The 20,472-nt window shown below is 34.9% G+C and carries 22 protein-coding genes; 7 read left to right on the top strand and 15 right to left on the bottom strand.

What is annotated here, in order from left to right; translation table 11 throughout:
• Window positions 1–26 precede the first annotated feature (26 nt).
• The 3 genes from ACQUQZ_RS08755 (at window position 27) to ACQUQZ_RS08745 (ending at window position 2,393) form a co-directional block, all read left to right on the top strand.
• Window positions 27–1,127 (top strand): vWA domain-containing protein, encoded by a 1,101-nt coding sequence (locus ACQUQZ_RS08755; protein WP_435354501.1) that lies wholly within the window; start codon window positions 27–29, stop codon window positions 1,125–1,127.
• Between the two features lie 89 nt (window positions 1,128–1,216).
• Entirely contained in the window at window positions 1,217–1,876 is a 660-nt protein-coding gene (gene nth / locus ACQUQZ_RS08750; protein WP_435354500.1) for an endonuclease III, read from the top strand.
• A gap of 37 nt (window positions 1,877–1,913) precedes the next feature.
• A complete protein-coding gene (locus tag ACQUQZ_RS08745) occupies window positions 1,914–2,393 on the top strand; it encodes an MOSC domain-containing protein (protein WP_435354499.1) in 480 nt (159 codons plus the stop codon).
• On the opposite strand, the gene ACQUQZ_RS08740 is transcribed toward ACQUQZ_RS08745, so the two are convergent.
• From ACQUQZ_RS08740 to ACQUQZ_RS08730, 3 genes are all read right to left on the bottom strand, one after another.
• Window positions 2,390–3,061: an alpha/beta hydrolase gene (locus tag ACQUQZ_RS08740; protein ID WP_435354498.1), complete on the bottom strand. Its 672-nt coding sequence runs from the start codon at window positions 3,059–3,061 to the stop codon at window positions 2,390–2,392. The genes ACQUQZ_RS08745 and ACQUQZ_RS08740 overlap by 4 nt on opposite strands.
• Window positions 3,062–3,166: 105 nt before the next feature.
• Window positions 3,167–3,505, bottom strand: a complete 339-nt coding sequence (locus tag ACQUQZ_RS08735; protein ID WP_435354497.1) for a translation initiation factor — start codon at window positions 3,503–3,505, stop codon at window positions 3,167–3,169.
• Window positions 3,502–4,371, bottom strand: a complete 870-nt coding sequence (locus tag ACQUQZ_RS08730) for a diacylglycerol/lipid kinase family protein (RefSeq protein WP_435354496.1) — start codon at window positions 4,369–4,371, stop codon at window positions 3,502–3,504. Before ACQUQZ_RS08730 ends, ACQUQZ_RS08735 begins: the two co-directional genes overlap by 4 nt.
• A gap of 100 nt (window positions 4,372–4,471) precedes the next feature.
• Between ACQUQZ_RS08730 and ACQUQZ_RS08725 the strand changes: the two genes are divergently transcribed.
• On the top strand, window positions 4,472–4,903 hold the full coding sequence (locus ACQUQZ_RS08725) for a YybH family protein (RefSeq protein WP_435354495.1): 432 nt from the start codon (window positions 4,472–4,474) through the stop codon (window positions 4,901–4,903).
• Window positions 4,904–4,997: 94 nt separating this feature from the next.
• Here the strand turns inward: ACQUQZ_RS08725 and ACQUQZ_RS08720 are convergent, their stop codons facing one another.
• Together ACQUQZ_RS08720 and ACQUQZ_RS08715 are read right to left on the bottom strand one after the other, a co-directional pair.
• Window positions 4,998–5,348, bottom strand: a complete 351-nt coding sequence (locus tag ACQUQZ_RS08720) for a LytR/AlgR family response regulator transcription factor (RefSeq protein WP_435354494.1) — start codon at window positions 5,346–5,348, stop codon at window positions 4,998–5,000.
• Window positions 5,349–5,551: 203 nt separating this feature from the next.
• Window positions 5,552–8,128 carry a transglycosylase domain-containing protein gene (locus ACQUQZ_RS08715; protein WP_435354493.1) on the bottom strand — a complete coding sequence of 859 codons (2,577 nt, stop codon included), beginning with the start codon at window positions 8,126–8,128 and terminating at the stop codon, window positions 5,552–5,554.
• A gap of 315 nt (window positions 8,129–8,443) precedes the next feature.
• On the opposite strand from ACQUQZ_RS08715, the gene ACQUQZ_RS08710 reads away from it, so the two are divergent.
• The 3 genes from ACQUQZ_RS08710 to ACQUQZ_RS08700 all read left to right on the top strand — a co-directional run bounded on the left by ACQUQZ_RS08710 (window position 8,444) and on the right by ACQUQZ_RS08700 (window position 11,484).
• Window positions 8,444–8,875 carry a hypothetical protein gene (locus ACQUQZ_RS08710; RefSeq protein ID WP_435354492.1) on the top strand — a complete coding sequence of 144 codons (432 nt, stop codon included), beginning with the start codon at window positions 8,444–8,446 and terminating at the stop codon, window positions 8,873–8,875.
• 268 nt (window positions 8,876–9,143) lie between these two features.
• A complete protein-coding gene (locus tag ACQUQZ_RS08705) occupies window positions 9,144–10,058 on the top strand; it encodes an ABC transporter ATP-binding protein (RefSeq protein WP_435354491.1) in 915 nt (304 codons plus the stop codon).
• A gap of 88 nt (window positions 10,059–10,146) precedes the next feature.
• Window positions 10,147–11,484: an ABC transporter permease gene (locus ACQUQZ_RS08700; RefSeq protein WP_435354490.1), complete on the top strand. Its 1,338-nt coding sequence runs from the start codon at window positions 10,147–10,149 to the stop codon at window positions 11,482–11,484.
• A 67-nt stretch (window positions 11,485–11,551) separates the two neighbouring features.
• On the opposite strand, the gene ACQUQZ_RS08695 is transcribed toward ACQUQZ_RS08700, so the two are convergent.
• The 10 genes from ACQUQZ_RS08695 to pckA all read right to left on the bottom strand — a co-directional run bounded on the left by ACQUQZ_RS08695 (window position 11,552) and on the right by pckA (window position 20,424).
• Window positions 11,552–12,193, bottom strand: coding sequence for a peptidoglycan DD-metalloendopeptidase family protein (locus ACQUQZ_RS08695; RefSeq protein ID WP_435354489.1), 642 nt, complete (start codon window positions 12,191–12,193; stop codon window positions 11,552–11,554).
• Window positions 12,194–12,211: 18 nt separating this feature from the next.
• A complete protein-coding gene (locus ACQUQZ_RS08690) occupies window positions 12,212–12,502 on the bottom strand; it encodes a type II toxin-antitoxin system RelE/ParE family toxin (protein WP_435354488.1) in 291 nt (96 codons plus the stop codon).
• Window positions 12,490–12,669, bottom strand: a complete 180-nt coding sequence (locus ACQUQZ_RS08685; protein WP_435354487.1) for a hypothetical protein — start codon at window positions 12,667–12,669, stop codon at window positions 12,490–12,492. Before ACQUQZ_RS08685 ends, ACQUQZ_RS08690 begins: the two co-directional genes overlap by 13 nt.
• A gap of 71 nt (window positions 12,670–12,740) precedes the next feature.
• The gene (locus ACQUQZ_RS08680) at window positions 12,741–14,969 is read right to left on the bottom strand and encodes a TonB family protein (RefSeq protein WP_435354486.1); all 2,229 of its coding nucleotides are present in this window, start codon (window positions 14,967–14,969) and stop codon (window positions 12,741–12,743) included.
• 87 nt (window positions 14,970–15,056) lie between these two features.
• Window positions 15,057–15,950 (bottom strand): alpha/beta fold hydrolase, encoded by an 894-nt coding sequence (locus tag ACQUQZ_RS08675; RefSeq protein WP_435354485.1) that lies wholly within the window; start codon window positions 15,948–15,950, stop codon window positions 15,057–15,059.
• 12 nt (window positions 15,951–15,962) lie between these two features.
• Window positions 15,963–16,373: an energy transducer TonB gene (locus tag ACQUQZ_RS08670; RefSeq protein WP_435354484.1), complete on the bottom strand. Its 411-nt coding sequence runs from the start codon at window positions 16,371–16,373 to the stop codon at window positions 15,963–15,965.
• 77 nt (window positions 16,374–16,450) lie between these two features.
• Complete coding sequence (locus tag ACQUQZ_RS08665; protein ID WP_435354483.1) at window positions 16,451–17,374, bottom strand: M56 family metallopeptidase; 924 nt, start codon at window positions 17,372–17,374, stop codon at window positions 16,451–16,453.
• Window positions 17,375–17,432: 58 nt separating this feature from the next.
• Window positions 17,433–17,807 carry a BlaI/MecI/CopY family transcriptional regulator gene (locus ACQUQZ_RS08660; RefSeq protein ID WP_435354482.1) on the bottom strand — a complete coding sequence of 125 codons (375 nt, stop codon included), beginning with the start codon at window positions 17,805–17,807 and terminating at the stop codon, window positions 17,433–17,435.
• A gap of 140 nt (window positions 17,808–17,947) precedes the next feature.
• Window positions 17,948–18,481 carry a photosynthetic reaction center cytochrome c subunit family protein gene (locus ACQUQZ_RS08655; protein WP_435354481.1) on the bottom strand — a complete coding sequence of 178 codons (534 nt, stop codon included), beginning with the start codon at window positions 18,479–18,481 and terminating at the stop codon, window positions 17,948–17,950.
• Between the two features lie 335 nt (window positions 18,482–18,816).
• Window positions 18,817–20,424 (bottom strand): phosphoenolpyruvate carboxykinase (ATP), encoded by a 1,608-nt coding sequence (gene pckA / locus ACQUQZ_RS08650; RefSeq protein ID WP_435354480.1) that lies wholly within the window; start codon window positions 20,422–20,424, stop codon window positions 18,817–18,819.
• Window positions 20,425–20,472 lie beyond the last annotated feature (48 nt).

Genomic DNA, 20,472 nt, shown 5'->3' with positions numbered 1-20,472 from the left:
TACTTGTTTCTATAACAAAATTCAAAATGAAAGGTTTCAGATTTTCAGAGTTCAAGCCCGAAATGAAGGGTGAAAACAAATTTGAGCAATTGCTCAATATTTTTCAGCAATTGCTACTCATCACGGCAGGTGATGTGAGTCAGGCACTTGCTTACATGAGTGACCTAGATCGCCAATACCAACTCACAAATGATGAGTATGGAATGGCAAATTTCATTGATGATTTAAAGAAAAAGGGCTATATTACTGAAGAAAATCAGGAAGGTGAACTTCGAATGACACCCAAAAGTGAGCAAAGCATCAGGAAACAATCGCTTGATGAAATTTTCGGTAAATTGAAGCGAACAAAATCAAGTGGTAGCCATCATACACCTTATACAGGCACGGGCGATGAACTCAGTAGCGATATTCGAGCTTTTCAATTTGGAGATACACTCGACCAAATTTCGATGACAGAATCATTAAAAAATGCCCAAATTAATGGAGGAATTGATGATTTTATGCTTTTAGAGAGCGATTTGGAAGTGGTTGACCGAGAGTCAAAAATACAAACCTCAACAGTTTTGATGATTGATGTATCACACTCAATGATTTTGTATGGAGAAGATAGAATCACCCCTGCCAAAAAAGTTGCATTGGCTTTAGCAGAATTGATTCGCACCAAATATCCAAAAGATACGCTTGATATATTGGTTTTTGGTAATGATGCTTGGCAAATTCAATTAAAAGATATTCCTTATTTAGAGGTTGGGCCTTATCACACCAATACTGTGGCTGGTTTAGAATTGGCGATGGATTTATTGCGTCGTAGAAAAACCAAAAACAAGCAAGTTTTTATGATTACTGATGGTAAACCGACTTGCTTGAAAGAAGGTATTAATTATTATAAAAATAGTTTTGGTCTCGACCGAAAGATTGTCAATAAAACACTCACAATTGCCGCACAAGCACGCCGATTGGAAATTCCGATTACAACCTTTATGATTGCTACCGACCCATATCTCAAGCAATTTGTGCAACAATTCACGCAAGTAAATAATGGCAGAGCTTATTATAGTGGTTTGAATGGTTTAGGTGGATTTGTTTTGGAAGATTTTCAACGAAATCGCAGGAAAAATGTAAAATAAAAGTACGACGGATTTCCTAATCCGCTGCCTTGATTGATGAATAGATAATAATATTTGGACGGATCAGGAAATCCGTCGTACTTTGAAGAATGCAAAAAAAAGAAAGATATACTGCCTTAGTAGCTTATTTTAGTGAAAATTATCCACAAGCAGAAACTGAGCTTGTTTATTCAAATCCTTATGAATTATTGGTTGCCGTAATTCTTTCAGCTCAATGCACAGATAAGCGAGTAAATATTGTTACACAAAAGCTTTTTCCTCGTTTTCCGACACCTGAAAGTTTGGCAGCCTCAACAGCCGATGAAGTTTTTGAATACATTAGAAGCGTTAGTTACCCAAATAACAAAGCCAAACATTTGATAGGCATGGCTCGTATTCTGGTCAATGATTTTAATTCAGAAGTACCCAATACGATTGAAGACCTGCAAAAAATGCCCGGTGTTGGTCGAAAAACAGCAAATGTTATAGTTTCGGTTATTTTCAATCAACCTGCCATGGCTGTTGATACGCACGTTTTTCGCGTTTCTCATAGGTTAGGTTTAGTACCTAAAACAGCCAAAACACCTCTTTTGGTTGAGAAACAATTAATTAAATTTATTCCAAAGGATAAAATCGCCGTTGCTCATCATTGGCTCATTCTTCATGGAAGGTATATTTGTGTAGCTCGTACACCCAAATGTAGCGAATGCAATTTAAAACCTTTCTGTTTGGCTTTTGAAAAACAAAAATTCGATACACCACATTTGTAAACTTCGTAAAACAAGTTTCCAACTTGTCTAAAGAATCATGGAAATAAAAGAATTAATGCAAACTTTTGCTCATACTGGCAAAGTTGAATGGATGAGTTACCGTCCAGGGCCTACTTCGCGTGGAGAGATAAAAGTGGTGGAAGAAATAGTAGTTTCTGAGAAAAAAGGCATTGAAGGTGACCGCTATAAAGGTACAAATCGTAAAAGACAAGTGACACTTATTCAAGCCGAACACATAGAAGCAGTGAGCAAAATCTTACATAAAGATAGTATTGATCCTGCTCTTTTACGAAGAAACATTGTCATTTCTGGCATCAATTTGTTGGCTTTCAATGATTTAGCGTTTTCAATTGGAGAAGTGACTTTGAAAATGACAGGCTATTGCCATCCATGCAGTCGAATGGAACAAAATCTTGGAACAGGTGGCTACAACGCCATGCGTGGACACGGGGGTATTACTTGTATGGTTATAAAAGGTGGTAAAATTAAAATCGGAGACGAAGTAAAATTGGTTTAAAATCCAGCAATAATTGCCTTTAATGTTGTTTCATCAACGGTATGCTTACCTTCAAAACACACAATTTTGGGGTTAATATCTTCAATCATTCCAGCTCTAAATTTCTCTGAAATTTCGGGATAAGCGATCAAATATTCATCTTTATCGCCATAAATATAGTAAGTTTCTATATTTTTCAATTGTTTCGGCTCAATAACCTCTCGAATCCCATTACTGAAAAACCCAGCCCAAAGCAAAAGTCGATTGCATTTAATATGCCCATCTCCTACCCATCGACAAACGGTAGCACAACCTTGCGAAAAGCCTAAAATATTGACTTCAATAGTCGATAAATCTCTATCTTTCAACAAGTTATCATACACTTGATTTAGAAAATCATTGTTATCTTTTTTGTCAAAATCACGCAATTCACGGGTTGTCCAAGATGACCCAACTCTACTATAATTGGCATCTAAATAAAACCTTGCTGGTGCTTCAGGAGCAACAATAAAAGTCTGATTATCAACTACTTGGTTGAATTTTTTAATGAAATACTGCGATAATTGTCCATATCCATGAACCACAAACCAAATTGTTTTGGTCGCTTCGTTCAATTCGCCTAATGTATAAAATCGTGCGGTACGCTCTACTTTTATTTGATGCTCCAAGAGTTCTGAATTCTGAGTCATAAGTTCTGAGTTAAATATTTTTAGGTAAATTGAAAAGATTTATGAAAATTAAATAAAAAAAAATACAATAACTCAGAATTCAGAACTCTAAATTCAGAACTAAAATCATCCTCCAGCCTTCTTAGCTTTGTACCCTTCTTTCAACAAGAATGTTAAAATTTTGTCCCGATGGTCGCCTTGCAATAGAATTTCACCATCTTTGGCTGTTCCACCACTACCACACAAATTTTGGAGTTTTTTCCTTAGATTTTGTAAATCTTCATCTTTTCCAATAAAGCCATCTACCCTACTCACCACTTTATTCCCGCCTTTTCTATCCAACCAAATCTTAAAATTTTGTTGTTGAGCAGGAAGTGTCTCTGGCTCTTGATCTTCGCCAAAATTAAATTCAAAATCAGGATTAGTCGAATACACAACTCCCTCTCTTTGTTTCTTATTTTTCATATCATAACTCTTAAACCTTTCTCTAATATACTGATAGTAAGCTTTTTATTTTTCATTTTCAAAGGTTCACCATCAAAATGTATTAAAAAATCTTGTTCACTTTCTAATTTAAACTTTGTTCCACGATAGTTTTCAGAAAGTTCTGATGAATGAATATTTCCACTAAATAATTGAGTAATCATTCTTAATGCCTGTAATATTGAAGGTGGGCTGATGATTGTACAATCTATAAAGCCGTCATCCAAAACGGCAGTTGGTGTAATATAGGCATCATTACCAAATTGAGAAGCATTACCAAATGTGATACTGAAAACTTCATAATCATTGCCAGCAAAAATACATTTCAAGGGTTTGTATTTCCAAAATTCTGTAAAGCCAACTTTTACATAATTCCATAAACCTCTCCCTTTTTTTGTTGAAAATATTTCTGAACAATGAGCATCAAAACCTACACCTGCAGTACAAAAAAAAGGGATTTCATTTACAAAACAAACATCAATTTGTTTGGTGATTGGAGTATTCAAAGACTCTATTGCCTCAGCTGGCTTCATCGGAATTTCTAATTCACGTGCCAAACCATTACCCGAACCAGTCGGAATAATACCTAAAGCCGTTTTTGAATTGATCAATGCTTTTCCAACTTCGTTGACAGTCCCATCTCCGCCAATAGCCACCACAAAAGGTATTTGCTTATTTACGGCCTCCGCTGCAATTTGTGTAGCATGTCCAGCATATTCGGTATAGTAGATTGTGGGAGAATACGTCTGCTTATCTAATTGACTATCAATTAGTTGAATAATTTTTTGATGTTTTTTTTTACCTCCAGAAATTGGATTAACGATAAACCAAATTGCTTGTTTATTCACGAAAATTTAATAATTTTATGCTACTTTGCAAAGATATAAAATTCAATGGTTGATTGACCATAGTCAACTGAAAAAAACACACCATCAAAAAATAGAACCAATGAAAAAAGTACTCCTACTCATCTGCTTTATTATACTTACATTTGTCAGTTTTGCACAAATTTCAAACGAACGTCAAGCGGTTTTGAAGGTATTAGCTCGTCAAAATGATCATTGGAATAAAGGCAATATAGAAGCCTTCATGGAAGATTATTGGAAATCGGACTCTTTGATGTTTATTGGCTCAAAAGGTGTAGTTTATGGTTGGAAAGCAACACTTGATAGATACCATAAAAGCTATCCCGACAGTGCTACAATGGGTACACTAAAATTTGATATTCAAAAAACTGATTTTCACTCAAAAACAACTTGTTGGGTATTAGGCAAATGGCATCTTACACGCCCTGAGAAAGGCGATATTGGGGGTTATTTTACTTTAATTTTGAAGAAAATTAATGGTAAATGGCTGATTGTTTCAGACCATACAAGTTGATTTTTTGGTGATTAGTTACTGGTTATTGTAAATTAGTTCATTAACCAGTAATAGTTATTCAAGTTATTAATCACCATTAAACCAGTGAAAAACACTACTTTTTCGGAAAATCGTGAAAAGATTTAAGAAAATCTTCTTTTCTTCGACGAGATAAATTCACATTATATTGTTCCTGCAATTTCACCAATAATCCTTCATGAATCTGATATCCAATGACATGGTTTAGATTAACCATGAATGATTTATGTGTTCTAAAAAAATTGAATGGCACAAAACGTTTTTCAAGTTCTTTCAAGGTCTTTGAAACAATAAGTGTTTCGCCTCCCTGTAAAAAAACTTCGGTGTAATTAATATCAGCTTTCAAAAAAAGTACCTCTGCTGGGTTTACTTTTTTCTTCCCAGCTAAACGAATAGACGAGGTGTGGATGGGTAAATTTAATTTCATTGTAAAAGTCGTTCAGAGTTTCTTATCCTGTTTATTGGTTAAGACTCCAAAGTTTGTAAAAAGGTTGTAAGGATATTATGATAAAAAGCAATTTTTAAGTAATTCAACTTAAAAATTCAAAATATAGAAAGCATAAAACACTGACTATAAGCAATTTGGTAAATTAAAAATATGTAAAAAATTAACAAAAAAATATTTGATAATCATTTAGTATCAGTTGTATCTCTTTCAATTGGTTCTGAATTTGGCGATTTGGGTGCATCAAGTGGTAAAGGACGTCCACTTGAATCAGTACTATTTGATGACGAGTCTGAAACAATAATTCCCCCAATATCTCCTCCACAATTCTGATAATCTTTTGTGATCGTTATGCTTGGTTTTGGAAAAGGGCCTGGGCTATAGCCAAGTTTTGAGTCAGTATAAACACTTTGCATAAATTTTCCAAAAATAGGCAATGCTGACCTTGAACCTTCGCCCATACGGGAGCGGAAGTGAATACTCCTATCATCGCCCCCAACCCAAACACCACAAACCAAGTCCTTTGTAAAGCCCATATACCAAGAGTCAGAATAATTAGATGTTGTGCCTGTTTTTCCTGCCACTTGTCCACCATTCCCAAATAAAGCACTACAAAATTCAAATAACCCTCTTGATGTTCCCCCTGGCTCTTCTACTCCTCCACGAAGCATATATTGCATCAAAAAGGCTGATTCGGGTTTGATAGCTTCACGTTTTTTTGTTTCAAATTCATATAAAACTCTTCCTTTTGAATCTTCAATTTTGAAAACCAGCATTGGCTCAACATAATTTCCACCATTCACAAAAACGCCATAGGCACCTACCATATCATATAATGATACATCTGAAGTACCAATCCCTAAAGACAAGACTGACTCAAGTGGTGCAGTAATGCCTAATTTACGTGCATAATCAATAATTGTGTTAGGTTTTACTTCGTCAGAAAGTTGTGCAGCTACTGAGTTGACCGAGCGAGCAATCGCACGTCGCAATGTCATACTTGCGTAAGTAAAAACCCCATCAGCATTTTTAGGCTCCCAAGTTTTTGGCTCGCCATTTTCTACCCACTCTTTTTTGAAAGGCTCATCTGTTCGACGATCGCAAGGAGAAAGATTAAGTGGACCATCAATAGCAGCAGTATAAAGCACAGGTTTGAAAGTTGAACCAGGTTGACGACGACCTTGTTTGACATGGTCATATTTAAAATAATCATAATCAATCCCACCAACCCATGCTTTGATAAAACCATTGAAAGGATCCATTGCCATCATTCCTGACTGCAAGAATCTTTTATAATGAATAATCGAGTCAACAGGACTCAACAACATCTCTTTTTCACCTTCCCATGTAAATACTTTAATGTTCTTTTTCTTTTCGTACATGTAATAATGTACTGAATCCGGCTGGTTTTTATACTTTTTTGCTAAACGCTTATAAATTGGCGTTCTTTTAGCAACAGTATCAATAAAACCTGGAATCTCTTGTCCATTTTCATAAGTCCAAGGATTTCTCCCTTTCCATTCTTGGTCAAAAACTTTTTGTAAACGTTTCATGTGACTCGAAACTGCATTTTCTGCATGCGTTTGCATTCTTGAGTCAATGGTAGTATAAATTTTTAAGCCATCACGGTATAAATCAATATCAATTTCATTCTTTTTTGCCCAATTTTCTACGAATCTGGCCAATGCTACTTTAAAATAGCTACCTTGTCCTTCATAAGCATCTTCAATATTTACGTCTAATTTGATTTCCGTTTTGCACAACTTATCAGCCTCTTCCTGCTTTAAATCTCCATTTTTGGCCATTAGCTGCAAAACTGTATTTCTTCGTTTCAAGGCATTTTTATAATTCCTGATAGGATTATAAAGTGTAGTACCTTTTTGTAATCCTACTAAAATTGCTGCTTCTTCAATTGTTAGTTTTTTAGGTTCTTTATTGAAATATGTTTGTGAGGCGGTTCGAATTCCGTAAGCATTGTTCCCATAATCAACAGTATTAAGGTACATTGTCAGAATCTCACCTTTGGTAAAATTCCGCTCCAACCTGATTGCCGTGAGCCATTCTTTTGTTTTATATATAATCGTCTTTACTACGGGGATATAATACAAAAGCCCTTTCATATCGCTTTTACGGGTATTATATAAATTCTTGGCTAATTGTTGTGAAACAGTACTCCCCCCACCTCTTTCACCACCACCACGAATAATACCTACTGCCACACCCGCCATTGATTGCAAATCAATACCCGAATGTTGGTAAAAACGTTTATCTTCTGTTGCAATCAATGCTTTAAAAAGCCAAGGCGACATCTGTGAACTATCAACAGTTTGGCGATTTTCTGTAAAAAATTTACCAATTTCCACTTCATCAGCAGTATAAATTGCTGATGACTGAGCAATTTTAGGGTTTGTTAGCTGCTCAATACTTGGCATTTTACCGCAAAGCCAAAGAAAATTAGTTTCAATACAGAATAAATAAACCAACCCTCCTAAGATTATTTTTCCTGAAAATTTGTAAATTTTTGCAATTGCTCGAAAATACTTTCCATCAGTGTCAAATTTTTCTTTTAGGTAATTCAATACAATATCCAATTTCTGGTTGAAGAAAATAAAAGTATTTGTAACTTTCTCTTCGCCAAAAACTTTGCAAAGTGCTTTATAAATTAAGTCTAGAAACCACCACCAAGCCTCAAGTATTTTGGTTGTGCCAATATTCCAATAGTTTTGGATAACCAATAAGATATTTTTTACTTTTTGTATCATAGGTTGAGTATAAATAGCCGACAATCAATGTTTGTCTTTCAATTTTATTTTAAATCAAATTTTACTGTAAATTTCTATTATCGTTTTTTCCGAGCAATTGAAGTACAAAGAAACATTAAAGTTTTGAAAAATGCTTTGACAAATAAATGATTATCAAACAAATTATCAAAAAAAGTTTGATAGAATTTTCGAGATACATCAACCGCTTAGTAAAATTTTAGGAATTATTATTATTAAACCCTTGATTTTAGCCTCAAAAACCTTTACATTCATATAATATTGCTCCTCATTTCTCAACCCATCCTGATTACTCCAATGGAATCAATTACACCAGATAAACCACTCGAAAAAGAGCTGTTGCCACTTTTCACTATTAAAGCACCTTTTCAATTGCCTACCGAATGGAAGGATTTTATTGTCAAGGTAAGTCCTTATGTAATGTTACTTTTAGTACCTTTAACTGTTTTTGCCATCGGCTTAACTGCGATAGCATCTATTTTCTCAACCTTCACCATCAATTTCAGATGGAGCTTGGCTACCCTCATTGTTCTGGTTGCATTGGTTTGTAGTTTACTTTCAATCAAGGGCCTTTTTGACCGTAAGCGAGAAGGTTGGGTTTGGTCATATTATGCTTACTTATTAATTTTAGCAAGCGATTTGCTTCATTTTGACTTTATAGATGCCATCATTACCTTTTTGATCAGTGGCTTTTTCCTTTTCCAAATTAGAGAATATTATAAAAAATGACGAGTTACGAATTAGGAATTATGAATTGGGAATTGGGAATTGGGAATTGAAAACACAATCTACATTTTACTTAGTTTCGTAACATGTATCTGATTTTACTCATTATATTTAACTCGCAACTTCCATTTTCCCAATTCCCAATTCATAATTCCAATTTCCTAACTCCTCTTTACAACCTTTCATTCAAGAAAAAATCCATTTGTATATATTTCTTTATTTATTCTGACGGAGAGACTATATTTGGGTCACTAAACCAAAACTACTAACAGTGAGTAATATTCTCGAAGTTCACAATGTTGTGAAGCGATATTCGCAACATACTGCCCTTAACAATGTCAGCATCAACATTCCCAAAGGAGTAATTTTTGGTCTATTAGGGCCAAATGGTGCAGGTAAAACCTCTCTTATTCGTATCATCAATCAAATTACAGGTCCAGACGAAGGATATGTTTTATTTGATGGTCAGAAGCTCAATCAAAGTCACATCAGAGAAATTGGGTATTTACCCGAAGAACGTGGACTTTACAAAAAAATGAAAGTTGGCGAGCAACTGCTTTATCTGGCTCAACTCAAAGGGCTTTCAGAAAAAGAAGCCCTTGAAAAATTAAAAGCATGGTTCATTAAGTTTGATATTAAAACTTGGTGGACAAAGAATGTTGAAGACCTATCAAAAGGTATGCAACAAAAAATTCAGTTTGTGGCAACTGTACTTCACGAACCACAATTGATTATTTTAGATGAGCCATTTTCAGGTTTCGACCCAATCAATGCCGATTTGATAAAAAATGAGATTCTTGAACTTAAAGAAAAAGGTTCAACAATCATTTTTTCTACCCACCGAATGGAATCTGTCGAAGAACTATGCGACCATATCGCCTTGATAAATAAATCAGAAAAGGTATTGGACGGCCCTAAAAACGAAATCAAAGAGCGTTTTAAAACGCATACCTACCATGCTGAATACTTCGGGGTTTTAGATAATATTGGAAATGATTTTGAGATTTTAACTACTGATGCAATTGGAGATAACTATGCCACATCAACCATTAAGTTAAATCCAGAAGTTCCTGTCAATCAATTGGTTAGACAATTAATTGATAAAGTTGAACTTCGCTCATTTGGAGAAAACATTCCAACCATGAATGATATTTTCAAGATGGTTGTCAACGAAACTATTGACTGATATAGTACGACGGAGTTCCTACTCCGTCAGAAAGAAATGAGAAACTTGACGGAGTAGGAACTCTGTCGTACTTAAAAAAACTTAACACATGAAAAATATACTACTTATCCTTCGCCGAGAATATTTGGTCAGAATCAAGAAAAAATCCTTTTGGGTAATGACACTCTTGATGCCTCTGCTTATTTCTGGCTTTTATGCTTTGCTTTTTTGGGGCGTTTTCAACTCCCGTGAACTACAAAAAGTATCAATCATTGATGAAAGTGGGGCTTTTACACAAAAATTTAAAGACTCAGAAAAAGTAAAATTTGAATACCTCAATCTACCGCTTGATTCCGCCATTAATCGTCTTAATCAAAAACGAACAGACATTGTAGCCTTGATTCCTAAAAACATTATGGATGACCCAGGAAGCCTAAAAATTTTCACGGGCAAAGGTGTTGGATTTGAAATTCAAGGAAAAATTGAGCGTATCATTCAAAATGAAATTCGCAATGTAAAATTATCAAAAGCTGGCATCGACCAAAAGGTTTTGGATGATGCAGATGTGGATGTTTCGTCAAAAGTTGTAGTAGTAAGTAAAGAAGGTGAGCAGAAAGAACAAAATACACTTGCTTCAACGATTTTAGGATTTATCACTGTTATTTTGATGTTTTCAACTGTAATTGGCTTTGGAATGCAAGTAATGCGTGGAGTTATTGAAGAAAAAACCAATCGAATTATCGAAGTTATCATTTCTTCTGTTAAGCCATTTCAACTAATGATGGGGAAAATTTTAGGCGTTGGACTGGTTGGTTTAACACAATTTACACTTTGGATAACGCTTACATTTGTGCTAACAACGGTGAGTTCTTCACTCCTACCATCACAACAAATAGCCAAAGCCGCTCAAGAGCAAATGTCTGAAATGCCACAAAAGGATAAAGATAAAATTGCTAAGAAAGTTGCCCAAACACCTTCGGATGCAGGTAAAATCATGCAATTTTTACAAAGTGCCAAAAGCCTCAATATTCCATTGATTATTGGTTGCTTCTTATTTTATTTCCTATTTGGTTATTTGTTTTATGCCTCTGTTTATGGAGCAATTGGCTCAGCGGTTGACAACGAGACAGATACCCAGCAATTCATGTTCCCTATTATGCTTCCCCTGTTGGCAGGCTATTTAATCGGCCTAATGACAGCAGGGCAGGCTGATAATAAATTGCTTTTTTGGGCATCCATGATACCATTTACCTCACCAATTACCATGATGTCACGCCTACCGTTTGGTGTTGAGCCTTGGGAATTAATTTTATCAATGTCATTACTTGTAGTGAGTACCATTGGAATGGTTTGGTTGGCAGCAAAAATATATCGTGTAGGTATTTTGATGTATGGAAAAAAACCTTCGTTCAAAGAAATCGGAAAGTGGTTGTTTTATAAAGGATAATACATAATGTATAATTGAAAATGGAGAATTGATAATGTCAATATAAAACATTTTCAGTTCTCTTTTTTTATTCCAAACCCAGAATCAAATTTGGGTCAAGGCAAACCTGCTGATATTTTTCTTTCTCAGACAAAGCACAAACGCCTGGAAAATCGCCTTTCATGCCCATCATATCAGTCATTACTTGAAAATGAAGATGAGGCGGCCAATCACCATTGATTGGAAAATTGCCAATTTTGGCTAATTTCTCGCCTTTTTTTATCATTTTTCCTTCAAAAAGGCCATCGAGAGAGTCTAAAGTTAAATGTCCGTAAAGAGTATAAAGCTTTCTATGTGAAGTAAAATCAAAGTTTTGCGAGTGTTCTAAAATGATTGTTGGGCCATAATCTCCGAAATTATTATTGTTTTGAAAGCTATGCACAATCGCATCAAACGGAGCATAAATTGGCGTTTCTGCTTCTGCCCATAAATCAATACCCAAATGAGTACATCGGGCTTCGGTTTCCGATGAAAAATGCTCACTTCTTCGATAAATCACTCGAGGCTCCATGTAGCCACCAACGCCCATTTTCGCACCCGCATCTGCAATTTTATTGAAAACATATTCCGAAAATTGAGCAGTATTTTCTAAATCTAAGGTTTCTAATTCTTTGTTATTGGCTGTGAAGTCAAGCCAAGTGTATGAATTAAGGTCAATTACTTTAGGCATCATTAATAAAGGTAAACACTATAACTTTTCAAAAAATCTTGATGAATGCATTACTCTTTGAATCAAAATTATTTCTTCATCCAAGATTTCGTACATTACTCTGTAATTTCCATCAATCAATTCACGGTACTTATCTTCCTGCATTTCAGGAATTACTCTTCCAAGTTTTGGAAATTGTCTTAAAACACCAACTTTTTCATACAACCGCTTAACAACCATTGATGCATAATGCTCCGAATATTGTGCAAGGTATTCGGCAATGCTCACAATTTCATTTGTGGCATTTTGAGTCCAAATTACTTCAACCATTTTTCTAACTTTTGACCAACCTCTTGGTGCGTAAAAGTTTTACCTGCTTGATACTGCTGTCTTCCTTGTTCAAAACTTTGTACCAATATTAATTTTTCAATCAAATCATCAATAGAAAACTCATTAGGCATTTCTTTAATGGCTTCATTTACCAGTATTTTTGTCATTGCTTTTATAAATTATGAATCTAATTTATTTAAAAACCTTGAATTATCAAAGTATCTTCTGAAAATTTTGCTTACTGTTCCTTTACCCAAATATCAACCCAACCATCATAGCCTTCTTTTAAAACCTTTTCTTCGTATTCGTTTAAGGCCGTTTTTCTGGCTTTTATATCGTTGAGTTTGATAACATTTACTTGCATAATGCGATCACTTGGATAATCATTGGCAGTTATTGCATCAATTATTTGACGTTTATTGCCAACTTTTAATGTATAAAGTTGTTTTCCCTTTATCGTAAAGTTAGGATCTTCTTTAACTTGTGTGTGTGTTTTAGTTGTAATAATTACCACACCATTTTTACCTTTTTCGCCATAAATAGCAGTTGCAGAAGCATTTCTAAGTACATCTACAGTTGCTATTTCATTCGGATTCAGTTTTGACATTTCATCTTTATATGAAGCTTTTCCATCAATAACAAATAAAGGGTCACCATCAATAAGACTTAAATTAGGTTGGTTTAAGATTAAACTCTTTGGCTTATCCAAAACTCTAATAGTCATACTTTTTTCAATAGTATTAAACGAAATTTCATGTTTATCTATGTCTCCAATGGTTTTTTTTAGTCTTTCATTTTCCTTTCTAATCTCCTCTCTATCAGAAAAAGTTTTTGTTTTTCCATTTTCAATAACGATTAATTTATCCCACTGAAAATCTCCTTTCTCGGTATTCCTCTTTACTTCTTCCAAAATGAAATTTACGGGCATAGTAAAATAAACATTCACTGGTTTACCATTCTGCTTACCAGGATTCCATTTAGGCATTGAGCCAAGCACTCTGACAGTTTCTTCATCACAGCCAAAACCTATCCCTTTCAATACTTGTAAATCCGAGACACTCCCATCTTTTCTCACAATAAACTTTACAAATACTTTTCCTTGAACATTTGCTTTTTGGGCAGACTCGGGGTAACGAAGATTTCTTGCAATATATTGGTACATATTTTTTATTCCATCAGGGAAAGTTGGATTCTCCTCTACCGTTGTAAAAATTTCTTCACTTTCAACAGTATTGGTAAGCTTATGTCCCGCAACCACAATTTCGCTGAGTGCTTGTCCTCTACCTTCTATACTTATCTGACTCCCCGTACGAAGCGATACATTAATAATTTTCTTATCACTTACAAGTACACTTGATGTTTCAAAACCTACGAAAGTAAATATAAGCTCATCGACTGGATTTGCATTTATCTGATAATTACCATCCACATCGGTGGTTGTACCTATGTTTTTCCCTCTAATCGTTATTGCTACTCCCGCCAGTGGTTTTCCATCTTCAGCAGCTATTACTCTTCCTTTGATTGGTGTTTCTACTACTTCCAAAAAATCATCAATCGCTGCAACAGGCAACTCTGAAATTGGCATTTTTGCAGTAATTTCAACAATATTAGCCACTCTTTCTATTGTTTGGTGTCTCGCAATACTTGCTGAGGCTATCACGAGCATTAAAGCAAAAAGTGGAGCAGTAAAGCCATATTTCAATAAGGCAATTTTGCGAGAGCGTGGTTTTTGTAGCATTTCAATGCGTCGTTTGAGGGTTGAATGTTTGAAAAATGGATTGGTAAGTTGGTGTGGATTTAGTCCAAATTGTTGTGAAAAAAGGAGCATTGCGTAATCAGCCTTAGTCGGCTCTAAACGACTCGCAATATCATCAGCAATAAACTCATGGATATTTTTTATTGATTTTTTATAGAAATAAACTACGGGATTGAACCAACAAAGCACCGCAATCAATTCAAAAAGCATGACATCAGCCGAATGTAATTGTTTGATGTGTACATATTCATGTTCCAATACAACTTCTCTTTTTTGTAAGTCTTTATCTACAAAAACAAAATTAAAAAACGAGAAACTAACGCCCTGCTCAAGATGAGCAGGGGAGTTTTGTAACAACTTTTTCAACTGTATAAGATTAAATATCAGCTTAATTGCTAAAAATATGGTGCAAGAAATATAGAATATCTTCAATAAATCGTACCAAGTAAAAGGGTGTTCGGTAGTTGCTCGCACTTCAAAAACGGCTGGACTTAGCACTGTATAAAAGACTTCGCTCACCTGTTGTGTAATGAAAAACGACTGAATATAGTCGGAATACCAAAACGGAATACCGAAACTCAAAATTGCCGAGCCTACCAAATAAGCTCGATTAAGCCCATAAAAAGTTTCATCGAAAAGCAACAGGCGATAAAAGCCATAAAACAGCACCAAGTACAAATTTACTTGAACGAGATAATGTAAAAAATTCATATCTCAAAACCCAAAAGGGCGATTTAAATGATTGAAATGAGTATTTCTTTTATTAATTTAATAAAATGTGGTTGGTCGGCATTTTGTCTAATTATTCAAACTTTCCAACATAATTTTCAAGTTGCCAATCACTGCTTTGGCATCATCTCTATGTACAAAATGTCCACTTTTTGAAAGATAAATAAGCGACCCACCTTTATTTGACGAATAAATAAACTTTTTCCATCTTTCAATATTAATATTTGTGCGTACAGTAAAAAATTTTTCTTGGTCAAAATCTTTGCTTCTTAGCTCTAAAGGGACTTCAAACTTACCACCAATAAAAAAGTAAATCGGAACATTTGGTACGGGTAAACTACTGATTTCAGCAAAATCGGTTCGTCGCAAAGCACCCAATACTTGGGCTTCACTCCAAGGACCATAATTTAGCGAATCAATGGGCGAAACTTTGTAAAGTCGATTATATAACATCTCATCTATTCGCTTTTCAGGAACGCCAATGGTTCTAAATATCGAATTCCATTCTTGCTTTGATTCCGTAAAATCTGCTGGGTCAATAAAAACTAAACCTGTAATATCATTTGGATAGAAACCAGCAAATGCTCTACTATAAAGCCCTCCCATCGAATGCCCCACCAAGACATAAGGTGGTTGAATATTTAAGGTAGTCAGAATGGCTTTTAAGTTTTCTGAAACTAATTTGGGTGTTGGTAGTTGAAATACTTTTTCAGATTTTCCTACACCAGACCTATCATAAGCGAAAACAGGGGTTATTTTTGCCATTTCGTCAATAATAGAATCCCAATTGCCTAAACCCATTCCCATTCCGTTTTCAAAAATGATCACTGGCGAATTAGCTTTTCTTTGCTCAAATCCTTTCAAATAAATATTAAAGCTATGTCCATTCACTTTTACTAACTTTTCTTGCGAAAAAGCAATGGAGGAAAGTGCTAAAAACAATAGTGAGAAAAATTCTTTCATAAGCATTTAGCATTATTTAGACTTTTTATTGTCCATCGCAAACATCACAGGTAATACATAAGACGTTCTGACCGCTTTGCCATCTTTTATTCCAGCCGACCATTTTGGCATTGCTTTCACGATTCTTGTTACTTCTTCTTCACAGCCAAACCCAATGCCTTTTTCGATAGAAGTTGTGTTGATGCTACCATCTTTTTCGATAATCATTTTTACAAAAACTTTACCTGTTATATTTGCTTTTACTGCCGATTCAGGATACTTTATATTTTTCCCAATATAAGTGTACATTTCTTTTATGCCTCCTGGGTACTCTGGCAATACATCGACTTGATCAAAAACGGTTTCAGCATTTTTTGCAGTTTGGGCATTTGAAACATTTACAGCGAACAATGCTAAGGATAAAATAATGAATAGCTTTTTCATAATTGTTTGTTTAATTAATTGATTGATAATAAATACTTTATATTAATAATTCTCGATTCAACCCATCGTCAGTATCCTCACTGACGATTTTTCTCAATTTGATTTTCATCCAAATCTCCTCTTCGTATATCTTTTGCCACGACAAAATAACCAAGTATGAGCAACATCGGTATAATCAAAACATATCGAAGCGATGCCCAAACCGTACTGCGTTTTTTCATCATCATTACGATACGTTCTTTGAGTAGTGAATCTTTGAAGAAATTATTTCCTAAACTGCTGGCATTTGTTCTGAAATTATAAGCAAACAAAAACTCAGCATATTCGGCTTTTTCTGAAACATCCACAATGTCATCGGCGATGAATTCGTGCAATTTTCGAAACGACTCTTTGTAGAAAATCACCACAGGATTGAACCAACAAAATACTTGAACCAATTCTATCAAAAGCACATCGAAACTATGCCATTGACCAATATGTACTTCTTCATGGTCGGTAATAATATTGCGATTGAAGTGTACATCTTCTCGATTCAAAATCAGAAAATTGAAAAAAGAATAAGAAGAAAATGCCTCATTGCTACGTAATAGCCAGTAGTTTCGCCCACTACGGGTTTCTTCTTCGCCAATCGGGTCTCCATCAATCAGCAAAGCATAAACTTTGTACATTGAATAAATAAAGCGTGTTGCGAGTAAAACTGCTCCTGTCAGATAAATAAATGTTAGTACATCGATCCAATTAAAATTAAGGATTTGAGTTTGATAAACAATCGGTCTAATACTTTCAAGTGGCAATTCATTAAGTGATAATGGTAGCGGCTCTGAAAAGTCATAATTGTGCTTGACCTTCAAAAAAGGCAGTAAAAATGATACAGCAACTGATAACATCAAAAACATCCGATTGGCAGTGAAGAAGGTATTTTTACGCAAAAACACCCAATAAAAAGCATAGAAAGCAATCAATCCCAGATTTACTTTCATCAAGTAGATTAGAATGTCCATGTTCAAAAACCCTTTGAAGGGTCATTTAAGTGGTTGAATATTAGACCTTTGACTCAAATCATTTAGCATTTTTCATGCTATCAATCAACTTTAAAATTTCATCGGCTTCTTTCACATCAATTTTCTTTTCTCTTACAAAAAACGAAAACATTTCTTCCACAGAATTCTCAAAATAACCTTCCATGAGCTTGCCTGTGGCAAATGATTTGTATTGTTCTTTGCTAACGAGTGAAAAATATTCGTGGGTTTTACCGTAGGCTTTGTGTCCAACAAAGCCTTTTTGTTCGAGGATACGAATGATTGTAGAAACAGTATTATAGGCAGGACGAGGCTCGGGAAATTGCTCAAGAATATCTTTTACAAAAGATGGCTCTTTGTTCCACAAGATTTGCATAACTTCCTCTTCTGCACGGGTTAAATCTCTTAATTCCATTTTAGTGGTGTTTAATTTCTTAACAAATATATAACTAAATACTTAGTTTCAAAACTATTTATATAGTTTTTTTCATTGAAACAAAAAAAGTAGGAATTCATTGCATTAAATCCCTACTTTCAATAAAATATTTTTCGATTTTAGTTTTTTGCTCCTCCTGAATTTGGTGCTGCTCCTCCTTCAGGACGTGGACGTGGGCCTTGTGGGCGTAGACCATCATGCGGTGGTTCTTTCATTTCATTATGGCAAGAAATACATCCCATTGTTACTGGCTGACGAAAGCCTTTCATTTGTGATAATAATTCTCGGTTCAATCTATCATTCATCACTATCATTTCACGAGTACGCAAATGATTACGACTTTTTTCAGAAGCCCAATTATTTACATCATGACAAAATTTACAGGTCACGCCCAAAGCATGCCCCCAATTATTCATTATACTTAATAATTGTTCAGTTGATTTTCCTTTGAGTGATTTGATATTTTTAAAAACCGAATCGGCAAGAACAGTCTCCTTGCCCTTCAATGAGTCTTTGAAAGCAAGAATATACTTCTCACGATCGGCCGCAAGTGTATCTTTAACTATAGCAAGGTCTCGCTCTTGCGAACTATTCATCGTAACAAATGAGCTAATGCCAACAAAAAGGAATAATACAGGGATAATAAATTTCATAGATTATGAGGGTTTTAGATTAGAAAAGAAAGGTGCAATATAAAAAATATTTACGATTTAGTGATTTTTGAGAGATGATTAAAATTTGAGATTTGTATTTTAAAACTACAAGCAATAAACTTGTGGTACTTTTCTAACAAAAAAAGCCCCGCTATTAGCAGGGCATTTTAAACTTAGATTCTAAGCAAAATTAAAATCTATACAACCTTAAATACTTACAGTCTTACAACAAAATAGTCCATGTTTGATAATGGTTAGTTCACAGAAATATAAAATTCTGCTTACTATTTTTATAAAAAATAATTTACCATGAACAATTAATCATTTATTAACAATTAATCATTTATTAAAGGACTACCTGCTAAAATTTCTTCATCGGCAAAGTCTGCATATTTCTCAAAATTATTTTGGAACATATTCGCAAGTTTTTTTGCCGTAACATTATATAAATCTTTATCGACCCAAGTATTTTTTGGATTTAAAATATCCGAAACTACATAAGGGCAATGTTCAGGAATCATCATTCCAAAAATGGGGTGCCTTGTGAAAGATACTTTATTCAAATCGCCATTCAAGGCTGCCGTAATCATGGCTCTTGTATTAGAGAGTTTAATGCGTGAGCCAACACCATAACTTCCCCCTGTCAGTCCTGTATTGATTAGCCAAACATTTACTTTATTATGATGGATTTTTTCACCTAATAAACTGGCATATTTTGTTGGATGCAAAGGCAAAAATGCTGCCCCAAAACAAGCTGAAAAAGTAGCTTGTGGCTCTTTTACACCCATTTCAGTTCCTGCAACTTTCGAGGTATATCCCGAAATAAAGTGATACATCGCCTGCCCAACTGAGAGTTTTGAAATCGGAGGTAAAACACCAAACGCATCATAAGTCAAAAAGAAAATATTTTTTGGCATCCCTCCTACCGATGGTTCAACAGCATTTGGGATATAATGAATTGGATAAGCCGTACGTGTATTTTCAGTGACCGAATTATTATGATAGTCCACTTCACGTGTCCCTGCAATAAAACGAGTGTTTTCTACAATCGTTCCATAGCGAATAGCATCAAAAATTTCAGGTTCTTTTTCTCTACTCAAATCAATCACTTTTGCGTAGCAACCACCTTCAAAATTAAATACACTGGTTTCAGACCAACCATGTTCGTCATCACCAATCAGTCCACGATTGGGGTCGGCCGAGAGCGTGGTTTTGCCAGTACCTGACAAGCCAAAGAAAATGGCTGTATCACCTTCTTTTCCAATATTTGCCGAACAGTGCATCGAAAGTACGCCATTTTCTTGTGGTAAAAGATAGTTAAGAACAGTAAAAATCCCTTTTTTCATTTCTCCAGCATAGCCTGTTCCACCAATCAATAAAATTCGGCGAGTCATGTCAAGAATAGTAAAGTTGGCTTGACGAGTACCATCAACCGCTGGATTTGCCTCAAATTCTGGAATACAAATAATTGTAAAAGTATTATTCCGCCCATCCTGCTCAAAATTCTCCAACTCTTTCTCGGTTGGGCGAATGAACATATTATTACAAAATAAGTTATGCCATGCTTTGGTATTGATAATTTCAAGGTTCAAGCGATAATCAGGATTAGCTCCAGCAAAGGCCTGACGCATATATACGGTCTTATCTTCAAGAAAAACAAGCATTTTTTCAAGCAAAGCATCAAATTTTTCTGATGTAAACTTAAAATTGACATCTCCCCACCAAACTGTATTCTCGGTCTTATCGTCACAAACCAAAAATTTGTCTTTTGGTGAACGGCCAGTAAATTTTCCAGTATCACACATCAAAGCTCCTGTGTCGGTCAATACTCCTTCACCATTTTGAAGAGCAGCCTCAATCAACTCAGCTGGGCTAAGATTATGAAAAATTTCTTTGGCTTTGATAGACAATTTTGTCCGGGTAATGTCAGTTAGAATTTCCATTGAATTATTTAGTTTATTGATGATGTATAATTCTTGCGACAAGTAAGG

Origin of the sequence: Emticicia sp. SJ17W-69 (assembly GCF_051209875.1) — a bacterium.
Classification (GTDB): domain Bacteria; phylum Bacteroidota; class Bacteroidia; order Cytophagales; family Spirosomataceae; genus Emticicia.
Note: the sequence above shows the minus strand (reverse complement) of the source record. Positions and strands in the feature narration are given on the sequence as shown.

What these genes read in the sequence shown, in the direction of transcription:
- ACQUQZ_RS08755 (WP_435354501.1), top strand. Translation starts at nt 27, where the DNA reads ATGAAAGGTTTCAGATTTTCAGAGTTCAAGCCCGAAATGAAGGGTGAA.
- nth (WP_435354500.1), top strand. Translation starts at nt 1,217, where the DNA reads ATGCAAAAAAAAGAAAGATATACTGCCTTAGTAGCTTATTTTAGTGAA.
- ACQUQZ_RS08745 (WP_435354499.1), top strand. Translation starts at nt 1,914, where the DNA reads ATGGAAATAAAAGAATTAATGCAAACTTTTGCTCATACTGGCAAAGTT.
- ACQUQZ_RS08740 (WP_435354498.1), bottom strand. Translation starts at nt 3,061, where the DNA reads ATGACTCAGAATTCAGAACTCTTGGAGCATCAAATAAAAGTAGAGCGT.
- ACQUQZ_RS08735 (WP_435354497.1), bottom strand. Translation starts at nt 3,505, where the DNA reads ATGAAAAATAAGAAACAAAGAGAGGGAGTTGTGTATTCGACTAATCCT.
- ACQUQZ_RS08725 (WP_435354495.1), top strand. Translation starts at nt 4,472, where the DNA reads ATGAAAAAAGTACTCCTACTCATCTGCTTTATTATACTTACATTTGTC.
- ACQUQZ_RS08720 (WP_435354494.1), bottom strand. Translation starts at nt 5,348, where the DNA reads ATGAAATTAAATTTACCCATCCACACCTCGTCTATTCGTTTAGCTGGG.
- ACQUQZ_RS08715 (WP_435354493.1), bottom strand. Translation starts at nt 8,128, where the DNA reads ATGATACAAAAAGTAAAAAATATCTTATTGGTTATCCAAAACTATTGG.
- ACQUQZ_RS08710 (WP_435354492.1), top strand. Translation starts at nt 8,444, where the DNA reads ATGGAATCAATTACACCAGATAAACCACTCGAAAAAGAGCTGTTGCCA.
- ACQUQZ_RS08700 (WP_435354490.1), top strand. Translation starts at nt 10,147, where the DNA reads ATGAAAAATATACTACTTATCCTTCGCCGAGAATATTTGGTCAGAATC.
- ACQUQZ_RS08695 (WP_435354489.1), bottom strand. Translation starts at nt 12,193, where the DNA reads ATGCCTAAAGTAATTGACCTTAATTCATACACTTGGCTTGACTTCACA.
- ACQUQZ_RS08690 (WP_435354488.1), bottom strand. Translation starts at nt 12,502, where the DNA reads ATGGTTGAAGTAATTTGGACTCAAAATGCCACAAATGAAATTGTGAGC.
- ACQUQZ_RS08685 (WP_435354487.1), bottom strand. Translation starts at nt 12,669, where the DNA reads ATGACAAAAATACTGGTAAATGAAGCCATTAAAGAAATGCCTAATGAG.
- ACQUQZ_RS08680 (WP_435354486.1), bottom strand. Translation starts at nt 14,969, where the DNA reads ATGAATTTTTTACATTATCTCGTTCAAGTAAATTTGTACTTGGTGCTG.
- ACQUQZ_RS08675 (WP_435354485.1), bottom strand. Translation starts at nt 15,950, where the DNA reads ATGAAAGAATTTTTCTCACTATTGTTTTTAGCACTTTCCTCCATTGCT.
- ACQUQZ_RS08670 (WP_435354484.1), bottom strand. Translation starts at nt 16,373, where the DNA reads ATGAAAAAGCTATTCATTATTTTATCCTTAGCATTGTTCGCTGTAAAT.
- ACQUQZ_RS08665 (WP_435354483.1), bottom strand. Translation starts at nt 17,374, where the DNA reads ATGGACATTCTAATCTACTTGATGAAAGTAAATCTGGGATTGATTGCT.
- ACQUQZ_RS08660 (WP_435354482.1), bottom strand. Translation starts at nt 17,807, where the DNA reads ATGGAATTAAGAGATTTAACCCGTGCAGAAGAGGAAGTTATGCAAATC.
- ACQUQZ_RS08655 (WP_435354481.1), bottom strand. Translation starts at nt 18,481, where the DNA reads ATGAAATTTATTATCCCTGTATTATTCCTTTTTGTTGGCATTAGCTCA.
- pckA (WP_435354480.1), bottom strand. Translation starts at nt 20,424, where the DNA reads ATGGAAATTCTAACTGACATTACCCGGACAAAATTGTCTATCAAAGCC.